The sequence below is a fragment of the Psychrobacter sp. PG1 genome, from assembly GCF_014897815.1.
GTDB lineage: Bacteria > Pseudomonadota > Gammaproteobacteria > Pseudomonadales > Moraxellaceae > Psychrobacter.
This window is the reverse complement of sequence record NZ_JABUZG010000057.1, coordinates 53,006-66,106: the sequence shown is the minus strand read 5'-3', so window position 1 is coordinate 66,106 and position 13,101 is coordinate 53,006. Positions and strand designations below refer to the sequence as shown.

Sequence of the window (13,101 nt, the reverse complement as noted above, 5' to 3'; positions counted from 1 at the left end):
TTAAGATACAGCATTGAAGATTTGTCGTATGAAGCCTATAAAGCTAACCACTGCCTTATAAGATAAATCCACACAGTGATGACATATTGACGAGAGACCACAGCATAGGCTGTGGTTTTTTGGTTGTAATGGCTGATTGCTGTGATATTGCTTTGACTGTTTTAGTCACCATTTATACCTGAAAACCTACCATTGAGTTAGAATTTCTAAATTTTTATAGCACCTGTTCGCTTAGCAGTTGACATTGAATGCGATTTACGATTAATTAGAGGATGGTCTACCTATTTTTATCTTTTTTCTCGAAATTTTTTATATTTATAGTATTCCAGCATTCATTCAGTCACCATTTACCCGATAGACAGTCAGGCAAACAGGTAATGGAAAATAGGATCGTTACTTTATGAGTCAAACCTTACCCAAACTCAGCCATCATTTAGTCGATGAGGCTCAATATAATTTACTGCGCTCAGTAGGTTACCTCACTGCTGCTGAACGCCGTGATATTATTGATGCCTGTGAGTTCGGTGATATTGCGCACATCAAAGATAAGCGTAAATCAGGAGAGCCTTATATCACCCACCCGATTGCGGTGGCCGAGATACTGGCAGGTTTTCGTTTGGATCGAGATACGATTATTGCAGCGATTTTGCATGATACGGTCGAAGACACCGAGGTGAGCGATGAGCAGATTGAGCAGCGCTATGGCAAAATAGTGGCGAGACTGGTCGACGGTGTGACTAAGCTAAAGTCGTCCTCCCACAATAAACAGCAAAACAAAGCAGCCACCTTTCATAAAATTTTGACAGCCACCCTTGCCGACCCACGTGTATTGATTATTAAGCTTGCAGACCGCTTACATAATATGTCGACACTAGATGCAGTACGCCCAGAAAAACAACGCACTACAGCACAAGAAACATTGGACTTTTATGTGCCGTTTGCGCGGCTGATGGGTCTTAATGATATTGCCGATTATATCGAGGTGCTCTGTTATCGTAACCTTGATTCTGACATGTACAACAAACTGTCTGACAAGCTACTACAGCACGGGCTTGGGCGTAACTTTCAAAGAGAGGCCATCCATCGCTATTTGAGTATTGTCCTCAATAATTTGGGGTTGAATGGTCTGGTCAAAGTTTTAGACAATCGCGTGGTCATCTACCGTCAGTTTTTCCGCAATCGCGGTGAAATCAACGCTCTGCTCCGTCATTATGCCTTTGAGATTGTCCTCGATAATGTCGAAGCCTGTGACAAATTGGCCTATTACTTAATTAAAAAATACCAGATTGATGACTCTCATATCGCTGATAATATTCGTCGTCCGCTACCAGGTGGCAATCAATCACTCACGCTTATCTATGAGCGCGATAACGATGTCGTCAAAGTGACGATTTTGACCAAGCAAATGCAAAGCGCAGCGCGGCTTGGTGTCATCGGTGCAGAGCATGCCTCAGACGTTAGCCAATCGGTTATCCAAGCCTCATTACGCAATATGAAAGACTTGGTCGATGAAGACAGCTTAGATGAAAATAGCCCAGACTTTTCAGCGGCGGTCTCTACCATTAATGAGCTGATGGATTACCTACACTCCAGTAAAATCATCTGCTATAGTCCAAAGGGTCGCGCTTATGAGCTACCACAAGGCGCAACCGCACTAGACTTTGCTTACGCTGTCGGACCGATGGTCGGCAATGTAGCCGTTGGTGCCAATATCGATGGTAAAAAAGCCAAACTTGGCACGGTCGTTAAGAATGGGCAGCTGGTTGAAATAGAAGTCAATAGCCACTCAGAACCAAAAGCAGAATGGCTAGGATTTGTCGTGACCAATAAAGCGCGTGAAGAGATTTTGCGTTGGTTTAAAGACTTGTCTCCTGCTGATAAGCAACACCATGGTCAACAAGCCTTAGATCGGGCGCTAAAAACCTATCAAAAAAGTCTCGATGACTTAACCGATAGTGATTGGAAAAACCTCACTGAATGGCGTGGCTTGACCGAAAAATCCGAACTATTTGAGCAAATAAGCTCTGGTACGTTACTACCACAGCTGGTGGTAACTCGCTTGTTTAGCGATGAAGTCAATGATTTACAAGCACAAGAACACAGCGATGATATGACCCAACCACAGCAGCTGATAGTCAATGCGTCTGGGGTTGAGCTTGATTTTGCCAATTGTTGTCACCCTATTTATGGTGATCCTATCGTCGGTCACTTGTCCCGTCACGGTCTGGTTGTTCATCGACACAAGTGCTTTTCACTTGACGATATTCGTAAAGACAATCCTTATCAGGTTATACAACTGCGCTGGCGTAATGACAAGGCCATAAAACAAGGTGACGCTGGCGAGCATGACATAAAAAATACCGGAAAGATTCGCTTTCCAGCTTATTTAAAGCTATCTATTGCCCTCAGCGACGAACAGATTACTGAAGTCATCTATCATTTACGCCAATTAAATATCGGGGTAGAAAAAGTAGACGTGCGCAGTAGTGACACCATCATCCATATCATCGTTCGCAGTCGCAATCATCTAGCACAAGGCATTCGCGAGCTACGCTCCTTGCTAGGTTTTCCAAACATCATCAGGCTGTATCAGCTGTAGTGCTGGTAACAAGGTGTAGTGCGCGTGATACATCGCCACCAACACTCACTCAATAGAACATTGAATAATGGATTTAGAAAATTTTAGAAAGACCTGAAACAATGATAAACTGTGTTTTTTGATTTTTAACAAATAAACGTAGAGCGTGTCATCATTTGTATGGTGAAAAACGAGATGTAAATGATGAATAATGCGCCCTTACCTACCAAACCAGAAAAAGATAAAAAGGATATAATATGACTCGTCAAACCATTCAAACTGATAAAGCCCCTGCTGCCGTTGGTACTTATTCGCAAGCCGTCAAAGTCGGTAACACCGTCTATATTTCAGGACAACTGGGTTTTGACCCTGATACCATGGAATTAAAAGAAGGTTTTAAAGCACAGGCTGAGCAAGTGTTCGAAAACATCAAAGCCATCTGTGAAGCGGCTGGTGGCAGCTTAAATGACGTGGTTAAATTTAACGTGTCATTAACAGATTTGAATGATTTTGCGGCACTAAACGACGTGTTCGTTGCCAATCTAAGCGAGCCATATCCTGCTCGTGCAGCCGTCCAAGTAGCAGCGTTACCTAAAGGCGGTGTGGTCGAGATTGAGTCAATTTTATATATTGAGTAACTTAAGCCATATCATCATGTAAATGGTAAGGCTTAATACATAGACGTACTTAATTCTCAAGTCGTTACGTCAAAAAAGCCACTGCTAAAAGGTAAGGCCAGAGTAAGCCCAAATATCACTATTTGGGCTTACTGCTATTATTCTCATCAATATTACGATCTAGTTATCTAAAAGCTGGTTATCTAAAGTCCATTTACCTAAAAACTGTTTATCCAAAAACCATTTACCTGAAAATTAGGAACGCATTCTATGTTGGTACAAGTTGCTCTACCCGTGCCCCTTTATCGGGTATTTGACTATAGCGTACCAGTAGATATCAACGCCTTATCAAGCCCTTCTTTACCTCATATTGGCTGCCGTGTCGAAGTATCCTTTGGTCGTCAAACTTTAATCGGTATCGTCGTCGCTCATATTCCAGAAGCAAATAGCAGCGTGCCACTTAATAAGCTAAAACCTATCAATAAATGCTTAGATGCTGAGCCTATTTTGGACGCCAGTATGCTAAAGCTGGCACATTGGCTGGCGCGTTATTATCACTACCCGCTTGGTGACGTTTTAGCAGTCATGCTGCCAACTCTCGTTCGTCAAGGTAAGCCGTTGGATTTATTGATTACCCATTGGCGAATTTTGCCACATGTAAGCGACGCTGACTTTCGTGCCAACGCCAAAAAACAAAAACAACAATTTGATATGCTTAAGTTGCATGGCGAGCGCGGCGCGAGTGAAGATATTTTATTGCTAGAGGGCATGGAAAGGAGTTTTTTAAAGGCGCTCGAAGACAAAGGTTTAATCGAACGCTATATTCAGACCAAACAAGCACCTGCGCCTGTTAAATTAGCAAAAATGCCCCTTGATCTCAATGACGAGCAACAACTCGCCGTTACCGCCATTATTGCGGCTCATGAAGCCAATCGCTACACGGGATTTTTATTAAATGGCATCACTGGTAGTGGCAAGACAGAAGTCTATCTGCAAGCAATGCAAGCCGTATTGGAAGCTGGTAAACAGGTATTGATTTTGGTACCAGAGATTGGATTGACACCGCAAACACGCGCGCGTTTCGCCAGTCGCTTTGCCGCTCATATTGTCTTATTGCATTCCGGCATGAACAATACTCATCGCTTACAAGGCTGGCAAGACTGCCGTACTGGTCATGCCCAAATCATTATTGGGACACGCTCAGCGGTGCTATATCCTTTTGCAGATTTGGGCTTAATTGTCGTTGATGAAGCGCATGATGGTTCTTATAAGCAGCAAGATACCTTGCGCTATCATACCGCTGACGTCGCGCTGTATCGTGGACTACAAGCCAATATCCCTGTCGTATTGGGTACGGCGACGCCATCTCTTGAGCATCTAAAACTGGTCGATGACGGTAAGCTGCTGGAGTGCCAACTGCAAACTCGTCCCGGTAATGCGAAGCTTGCGACCATGCAGCTGATTGATGCGCGCCTGCAAAGTACTCATCAACAAGCGACGGACGACGGCGCGCGCTATGATACTGGGCTGACCGATGCGCTGATTGGGGCAATACGGCAAACGCTAGAAGCGGGCGATCAAGTATTAATATTTTTAAACCGTCGCGGCTATGCGCCAGTTTTGCTATGCGAAGCTTGCGGTTGGCAAGCAGATTGTCCGCGCTGCGACGCGCATTTAACCGTTCATTACAATAGCCAGTCCCAACACAACGCTTATAGTAGCTCCTATTTAAAATGCCACCACTGCGACTGGCAAGCTTATATTCCAAAAGTTTGCCCGGATTGTGGCAGTCAAAATTTGGATGCCAAAGGGATGGGCACGACAAGGCTCAGCGAAAACCTGCATGCGATTTTTGCCAATCCGCAAACCAGCAAAGAGCTATATCCCATTATCCAAATCGATCGCGATACCACCAGACGTAAAGACAGCTGGGAGAATATCTACCAACGTATCAATCAAGGTAATCCTGCCATCTTGGTTGGCACGCAGATGGTCGCCAAAGGTCATCATTTCCCCAATGTTACGCTTGTCTGCTTGCCAAACGCCGATCGTGGTTTCTTGTCCGCCGACTTTCGCTCGCCGGAACATACTGCGCAATTGATGATTCAGGTCGCAGGACGTGCCGGTCGCGGTGATAAATCTGGTCGTGTACTCATTCAAACGCTGCAACCAGATAATGAATTACTATTAAAACTGGTCAAAGACGGTTATTTGTCTTTTGCTCGCGAGCTATTGCAAGAGCGTAAAATGATGGGTTTACCGCCACACAGTCATGCTGCCCTGATACGCTGTGAGGGCAAAACCCTTGCCGCCACGACCCAAGCCCTTAAAGATGCGATTACCATTTTGCCAAATGGTCATAATCTCGCCGTACTAGGACCTATCGATGCACCAATGAGCAAAAAGAATAGCCGTTACCACGTACAACTGCTACTTTTAGGCAAAAATCGACAGCAACTACATCATGTATTACAGCACTGGTGGCAGCCCGTACTGACCTTGCCAAGTACCAAGTACCTTAAACTCACTTTGGATATCGACCCTGTTGGTTGGTAACCGCCAATTACTAACCATCACTTTTTAACTCAGATTATTACTTTATCGCTGTCCGCTACTAGAGCTTATCCCCATTTAGAGGATAATCGATTGAACTGAGGATACGCCCTCAAGAACGTTATTCTAAATAGTAACCAATGGTTTACTGCCTAGATACAGCAAGCATTTATTAAATATGCTAAATTCTTTATATCTGGCTAGTTTGTGCACAGCAAGTCCAGCCTTATAAGCAATCAAATTTCCTCTTCTGTCATTCTGAGTGTTGTTATGAGTCAAAATAAATCAAACGCTGAACAAGGCAACCATTCTCATCAAAATGATACTGTTAATGTGGCTAACCATCTGCATAAAGAGGATGAGAGCAACTACACTCATGACAATCAAGCCATTCACGATCACGATGAACACTTAGAGCAAACAACAGCCCCGCGAGATACCAAGGGCTATCAGCGTACTTTGCTGTTCAGCTTTATCATTATCACAGGCTATATGTTTATTGAAGCCATCGGTGGCTGGCTGACTGGCAGTTTGGCGCTATTATCTGATGCAGGTCACATGCTCAGTGATGCAATCGCACTTGGCGCGACGTTAATGGCATTTAAAATTGGAGAAAAAGCAGCCACTCATCAAAAGACGTTTGGTTATAAACGCTTTGAGATTTTAGTCGCAACAGTCAATGGTGCGACGCTGGTCATTATTGCGCTAATGATTTTTTATGAGGCGATTAAGCGCTTTAATTCACCGCCTGAAATTGCTACCCAAGGCATGCTTATCGTTGCTACTATCGGTATGTTGGTCAATATTTTGGTTGCGTGGCTGATGCATCGAGGCAGTCGCGGCGAAGATGCACATGGTCACAGTCATGCTGGTAGTCATAAAGACAGTCTTGAAGACACTCAAGGAAAAAATGCGGGTAAAAAACCAGTCAACCTTAATATGCAAAGTGCTTACCTGCATGTATTGAGTGACTTAATGGGTTCGGTTGCCGCTATTGTTGCCGCGCTTTTGATGATGAGCTTCGGCTGGGTTTGGGCGGATGCAGCGGCCTCGGTGATTGTCGCGATACTGATATTATTTAGTGGTTATCGCGTCGTGCGTGATTCCGTACATATTTTGATGGAAGGCACGCCAGAAGGCATATCCTTAGTGGATGTAGAAAAAAAACTGCTTACCCATCCGCAAGTACAAGAAGTCCATGATTTGCATGTTTGGAGTATTACCAGTGGTCTAAATGCCTTGTCTTGTCACGCCGTTGTCGATGGTGAAATGAGTATTCATGAATCAAGCATATTGATTGCCAATTTAGAACAAAGTTTGCTTGAACTCGGCATCCATCATGCGACCATTCAGGTAGAAAGCGCATCACATCCGCAGACTGAGGCACATAGCGATGCACTGGTCTGCGATATCTCAGAACAACAAACAGAGGGTAATAATCATATTGGTCACAATCATTAAGCATGAGACATTGAAAATCAGACTTTGAAAGTCAGACTTTGAAAGTCAGACTTTGAAAGTCAGACATTAAACATTGGAAGGACCATTCTTCATTCAAATATCAATTTAAACGTTGCCTATGATTGATTGGCGACGTTTTATCAAGTGGTGGCAATCATAACGTTATATGCACCACATTAGCCAAAGCGTTGTTATTAACCAAATACCTAACCCCAATGATAAGAATATGATTCGAATCCAAAAATCTCATGCGTCAGTCCTGATGTGCGTTACATAATCAGATGTCAAATAACCAGCTGCCATATATGACGCAACTAGCAACCAAAATCCAAATAACAGCGCCAGTCCTGCCGCGAAAACCCTTAAAATTATTTTGCTAAAAGTCTTCAATAATCCGCGCAACTTACTATCAACGGACGAATCATCGTACATGAACATAACTTCTTATGCGCCGACATAAACAGGCTTTATTTTACATAAGCTTATATCACGCCGATTTTTAGCATTGTAATGGCATGTTAAAAATGATGGGAAATTTAGCCTCGCCGCCATATTTTTCATATAAATTCTGTATACTTAAAGCTGAAACACCCAATTTACCACTAATGGATTATTTTCTGCCATGTCGAGACGCTCAGCTCCTTTTGTTGCTCCAAGCTACATTGATGACCCTATCTCAGCAGAGGGTAAAAAGCATGCCAAAGCATTGTTATCAACATTGCAAGAAGACATTGCTAGCTTTCGAGATGAGCAGTTTCCGCCTGATATTTTGCGTCAAGTTCGTGATATGCCAATTTATGAAGGCAATATTGCCGAAGTCCAAGCATATCAGCAGCGTTGGCATAATCTGCTTGAGCGCGCCATGGCGTTTTATCCTGCTGCCAATTTACCGCCCGATCATCTGCCGCTACCAGCCAGCCTTGAGATACCGCAATTTATCTATCATGTTCAAAGGCTACATTTGACCAAGACTCGTGCAAAAGAATCCAAAAGCTTCGGTTCGGTCGGTGCGCTTACTGATAAGTGTGGTGACTATAGTGCTGATGAAATTGCGCGTATGAGTGCAGTATTTGATAATGATGATGAGGCGCGTTTGGTGGCGCATCGTGAATTTATTGATTTGCGCGCTTATGTATTTTGCCGAGATAGTAAGGGCGAGATGCTGGAGCCTGAACGCGTGCGTTTTTATCGAACGGGGCTTATCGTCCATGCGCTGCCCGATTTCAAAATCGTAGACAGTCGCCAGACCCCGCGTAAGCGCCGTAACGATGCTTATAACAATCCACTTGCCGATAATGGTGTGTGGAAGATTTATCGTAAAAAATAACGTATGCTAAGATTTTTTATTTTTGCTATACCCATATTGTAACGCTTATTTTATCATGATTGCTAAGGATTCCAGATGTTCGCTGCCGCCACCGGCTCACCAAATTTAATGTTACAAGCTACAATCTTCTTAGGAGCAGCCCTGCTCTTTGTACCCCTTGGTAAACGTTTTGGCATTGCGACGGTCTTAGGTTATCTCATTACAGGATTGATATTGGGGCCCAGTGGTCTGGACGTCGCAGGCGATGCTGAGAGCTTGTTGCACTTCTCTGAGTTTGGCGTGGTCATGCTGCTATTCATTATCGGACTTGAGCTGCAACCCTCACGATTATGGGCACTGCGGCGTTCGATATTTGTCCTCGGTGGTTTGCAAGTTGGTCTGACTGGCACATTATTAATGGGGCTGTTACATCAAATTTTTGGCTTACAGCTCGATACTGCTTTTATCGTCGGTTTTGGCCTTGCCTTGTCGTCCACAGCTTTTGTACTACAAATACTGACTGAAAAACAGCAGCTTTCTAGCACCCACGGTCGTGAAGCGTTCACGATTTTATTATTCCAAGATATTGCGGTTATCCCTTTGCTAGCCGTCATTCCTTTCCTATCAGGGGTGCGCGAACAAAGTTATGATTTGATTTATTTTGGCAAAGTTTTTGCGGTTTTTGCTGGACTGATTTTTGCTAGTCGTTATGTCGTTCGTCCCTTCTTTAAGTTTGTAGCCTCTAGTGGTGCATCAGAACTGCTGACCGCCGTTGCGCTATTTATCGTGATGGGTGTGTCTATTTTGATGGGTCAAATTGGTTTATCGATGGCATTGGGTGCTTTTTTGACAGGGGTACTGCTCGCAGATTCTGAGTATCGCCATGAGCTGGAAGCCAGTATTGAGCCGTTTAAAGGGTTGCTACTTGGCTTATTTTTTATGTCGGTCGGTATGCTGACTGATGTCAAACTTATCTTGGCAAAACCTATGTTTATCATTGGCTGTGCAATGGCATTGATGGCTATCAAATTTGGTGTCATTACCGCCATTGCAAAGATATCAGGCAATCGCTGGCCAACCAGTATCAGACTGGGTGTGACGCTCGCTCAAGGTGGTGAATTTGCTTTTGTTTTATTCAGTGTCGCTACTGCTCAAAATGTGTTGCGACCTGAGCTTGCCAACACCCTGAACCTTATCGTCACTATCTCCATGGCGCTCACACCACTGGCATTTTTGTTACTTGAGAAAATCGGTGAGCCTTTATTTGCCAAAAGCAAACCCAGCCGCGAATACGATGCCATCCCCGATCATGAACATCAGGTTATTATTGCTGGCTTTGGGCGCGTCGGTCAGATTATCGGTCGTGTACTACGCATGCATAACATCGAATTTACCGCCATTGAACGCTCAGCGAATCGCGTCGATTTCGTGCGTAAATTTGGTAACCAAGTCTATTACGGCGACCCAAAAAACCCTGAGATATTGCGCGCGGCTGGTATTAAAAAAGCCCGTGTGTTTATTTTAGCCATCGATGATTTAGAGCGCTCTATCACCACGGCTCAATACTTACGTAAAAACTATCCAGACTTGATTGTCTTGGCACGGGCACGTGACCGTCAGCATTATTATCGATTGCGTGAGGTCGGTGTGCGTCATATTTGGCGTGAGACCTACTTATCATCCTTGGATATGTCGCGTGAGTCGCTACAACTGCTTGGCATCTCACCAGAAAAAGCGCGCGAGACGGTGCAAACTTTCCGCGATTACGACGATGACTTAATTGAACGTCAGCAAGCGATCTATGATGATGAAGCCAGCATGATTGAATCCGCACAATCAGCGATGGCAGAGCTAGAAAGCTTGTTTGATGAAGACATTGATAAAGCCCGAAAAATGGACTTAACGGATTTTTATGACGCGCTAAAAAGTAAAGCAACACCTGTTGATAAAAAGGACGACGTTGCAACTGACTCTAACACCTAAATATTTATATATTTTAAAGCGTGTTTGATGATTCACAAATAGTCAGTGTCATGGTTAAATCATCAAACATGCCCTAATCGGGCATACAGCTTGCTGGTGCCAGTTTCTTATTTAGTGAACTTGTACAGTTCCAACTATCGCTGTCTGGCACATGGTAAAAAACCAGTGTCTGCTGATTTAGATAGCGGATAGGGAACTGAACATTTTGTATGGTCGCAATGACTGCACAATCCGTTTCGACTACGCCAGCGGCCTCTTTATCGATATCAATTCGTATCTGCTGAGTGCCTGTATCAATAGGTAAATTCATTGGACATTGCCCTGTCTGTTGATAAATCAGTGCCACACGATTTTGTGCCGTTTTGGCTGTATCATACGCATCGAACAGTACTTCATTGGCTTTTGGCTTGGCAATAATTGGCAGAAACTGTATCTTAATGACCATTAAAGCAAAGGCAAAAATACCAAACCCCAATCCTAGCCCAAATAGACTGACCCCGCCTTCTCGGCGCAGATGCGCCTTTTGCGCTGCTTCATCACGCGGATAATCATCGATAGCATCCGCAATCTCACGTCGCGCCATGCGGTAATAATACGCATCCGTCCAACGCGCCACCATAAATGACCAAAATAACCAAATGATCGCGGCAATACCTATGCGTGTCGCCATCTGGTAAGCATCAGGGATAAAGGGCATTGCCAAAAATTCAAACGCAACCAATACCAGTGCCACATTAAGCTGAATAAACGACCAGCCTGCTACGCTATAGACAATCGCATCCATATAGCGTTTGCGATAGAGGAGCCAAGGAAACGTCACAAAAAATGCTGCCCAATGCCATTTTGGCGACAGATAACCTTGCGTATCGAACTGCTCAAAACGTTTCAGATAATAATGCTGGCTACGGTGACCGATAAACCATTTATCAAGTTGTGTACGCTTAGCAGGAGTCAGCTGTTCTTGATAAAAAGGGGGCGGCGAATCCGTCTCGATAAATAGCATAGATGACCCCTATTAACGATGAAGAAAAATTTAAATCCATTACTCACTTTATATGATAACGCCAAAACCGATGTGCAGAACAGTAAAACGACAGATAAATACCGCTAATTCAATGTAAAAGAGCGTCAAGGCAGCCGAATGGCAATCTATATGTGATACGTCAAACAAGGTCAACGCTTTCACTCTTTTATGCTGGATCAGCGATAACAATATTAAAAAAGGATTGTGCGTTCACAGCTGTATAGATTTAACTTATAATAAGCATACATCACCCATTTTATGAAGCCTTGTCAATCCTATGAGTCAACATCCTGATATTAATGATAACATCGATAGTACGAATACTACTGATGAGCAAAAAGTCCTCAGCACTAATACCGAAAGCAATACTGATATTGACATTGAATCCCGTATTAGTAATGAGAGTGAGCCTGAAGAAAGCAAACATCTACGTATCGTCAATACTTTTATGAAACGACGTACGCACATGAATAAAAATGCCGAACTGGCACTGACCGCGCCAGAATTTGCTGAGTATTTGGTCAATAACAGTTTCGGTGATGGCAATCTTGATGGTATTGACAATCTACGAACGCTATTCGCTGATAGCCCTAACGGTAGTGAAGCACCGCTTACCTTAGAGATCGGTTTTGGACTGGGTGATTCGTTCATTGAGATGGCAGCAGCAGAACCTAGCCGCAATTTCGTTGGTATCGAAGTGCACGAGCCAGGTATCGGTAAATGCGCCTATATGGCAGGTACTCAAAATTTGACTAATGTCAAAATCATCAACGGTGACGCCATCCAATTGCTCAAGCAACTACCAGAAAACCATATTGATCGCATCCAGCTTTACTTCCCTGACCCATGGCAAAAAAAGCGCCATCACAAACGCCGCTTCGTCAGTGCTGAACGCATGGCGATTGTGACTCGTAGTCTAAAGCAAGGCGGCTGGTTCCATACCGCAACCGACTGGGAGCATTATGCCTTCTGGATGGTTGAAGTATTAGACGGTTTTACTGGTTTAACCAATCAAGCAGGCACAGGTAACTTCACCGACCGCCCTGACTTTCGTCCAATGACCAAATTTGAGCGCCGCGGTATAAATAGTGGACATGGCGTTTGGGATTTAATCTATATTAAAGACTAGATTTGGGTCACTTATCTTCGATGACTTCTGCATAGCGGCTAAATTATTTAGCCGCTTTTTTGTGCTTGCAAATTATCTAATGACAATATTATTTGATTTTTTTCAGCTACAACCCTTAATAGACAAGCTATAAGTATTTTTATTAAAAATAATAAAATTTTTTTAATACGTGAAACATCGTCTATTTTCATAGAATTTTTAAATTAATAATGCTACATATAGGGGTAAAAAATATATTCCAGCACCACACTCACAGGTTACCTATCTACTCAAACATTGATAGTATAAGGGATTCATGAGTTCTCCCCATAAGCTGTGGATAACCCTGTGCATAAGTACGCACTTGACAACAATTTCCCTAGATAGCTCAAAGGATGAGGTAAAATCGTTCATTTTTTATACAATTTAAAAAACCTTCTAAATCAGTAAGTTAAATGATATTTCATAATA

Annotated in this window: 8 protein-coding genes; 7 read left to right on the top strand and 1 reads right to left on the bottom strand. The window is 43.4% G+C overall.

The window, feature by feature from the left end; genetic code table 11:
• The first annotated feature begins 400 nt into the window (after positions 1-400).
• The 6 genes from INT03_RS08315 (at position 401) to INT03_RS08290 (ending at position 10,498) form a co-directional block, all read left to right on the top strand.
• Positions 401-2,599: a RelA/SpoT family protein gene (locus tag INT03_RS08315; protein ID WP_055124698.1), complete on the top strand. Its 2,199-nt coding sequence runs from the start codon at positions 401-403 to the stop codon at positions 2,597-2,599.
• Positions 2,600-2,835: 236 nt separating this feature from the next.
• Positions 2,836-3,216: a RidA family protein gene (locus INT03_RS08310; RefSeq protein WP_045444211.1), complete on the top strand. Its 381-nt coding sequence runs from the start codon at positions 2,836-2,838 to the stop codon at positions 3,214-3,216.
• 249 nt (positions 3,217-3,465) lie between these two features.
• Positions 3,466-5,751, top strand: coding sequence for a primosomal protein N' (locus INT03_RS08305; protein ID WP_193008577.1), 2,286 nt, complete (start codon positions 3,466-3,468; stop codon positions 5,749-5,751).
• Between the two features lie 267 nt (positions 5,752-6,018).
• Positions 6,019-7,209 (top strand): cation diffusion facilitator family transporter, encoded by a 1,191-nt coding sequence (locus INT03_RS08300; protein WP_193008576.1) that lies wholly within the window; start codon positions 6,019-6,021, stop codon positions 7,207-7,209.
• A gap of 622 nt (positions 7,210-7,831) precedes the next feature.
• Positions 7,832-8,536, top strand: coding sequence for a hypothetical protein (locus INT03_RS08295; protein ID WP_193008575.1), 705 nt, complete (start codon positions 7,832-7,834; stop codon positions 8,534-8,536).
• A 75-nt stretch (positions 8,537-8,611) separates the two neighbouring features.
• Positions 8,612-10,498 carry a monovalent cation:proton antiporter-2 (CPA2) family protein gene (locus INT03_RS08290; protein WP_193008574.1) on the top strand — a complete coding sequence of 629 codons (1,887 nt, stop codon included), beginning with the start codon at positions 8,612-8,614 and terminating at the stop codon, positions 10,496-10,498.
• Positions 10,499-10,571: 73 nt separating this feature from the next.
• On the opposite strand, the gene INT03_RS08285 is transcribed toward INT03_RS08290, so the two are convergent.
• On the bottom strand, positions 10,572-11,501 hold the full coding sequence (locus INT03_RS08285; protein WP_193008573.1) for a pilin: 930 nt from the start codon (positions 11,499-11,501) through the stop codon (positions 10,572-10,574).
• A 298-nt stretch (positions 11,502-11,799) separates the two neighbouring features.
• On the opposite strand from INT03_RS08285, the gene trmB reads away from it, so the two are divergent.
• Positions 11,800-12,651: a tRNA (guanosine(46)-N7)-methyltransferase TrmB gene (trmB, locus tag INT03_RS08280; protein ID WP_193008572.1), complete on the top strand. Its 852-nt coding sequence runs from the start codon at positions 11,800-11,802 to the stop codon at positions 12,649-12,651.
• Positions 12,652-13,101 lie beyond the last annotated feature (450 nt).

Bases quoted from the DNA above. Each gene is read 5' to 3' on its own strand.
- trmB (WP_193008572.1), top strand. From the start codon at position 11,800: ATGAGTCAACATCCTGATATTAATGATAACATCGATAGTACGAATACT.
- INT03_RS08285 (WP_193008573.1), bottom strand. From the start codon at position 11,501: ATGCTATTTATCGAGACGGATTCGCCGCCCCCTTTTTATCAAGAACAG.
- INT03_RS08300 (WP_193008576.1), top strand. From the start codon at position 6,019: ATGAGTCAAAATAAATCAAACGCTGAACAAGGCAACCATTCTCATCAA.
- INT03_RS08295 (WP_193008575.1), top strand. From the start codon at position 7,832: ATGTCGAGACGCTCAGCTCCTTTTGTTGCTCCAAGCTACATTGATGAC.
- INT03_RS08310 (WP_045444211.1), top strand. From the start codon at position 2,836: ATGACTCGTCAAACCATTCAAACTGATAAAGCCCCTGCTGCCGTTGGT.
- INT03_RS08290 (WP_193008574.1), top strand. From the start codon at position 8,612: ATGTTCGCTGCCGCCACCGGCTCACCAAATTTAATGTTACAAGCTACA.
- INT03_RS08305 (WP_193008577.1), top strand. From the start codon at position 3,466: ATGTTGGTACAAGTTGCTCTACCCGTGCCCCTTTATCGGGTATTTGAC.
- INT03_RS08315 (WP_055124698.1), top strand. From the start codon at position 401: ATGAGTCAAACCTTACCCAAACTCAGCCATCATTTAGTCGATGAGGCT.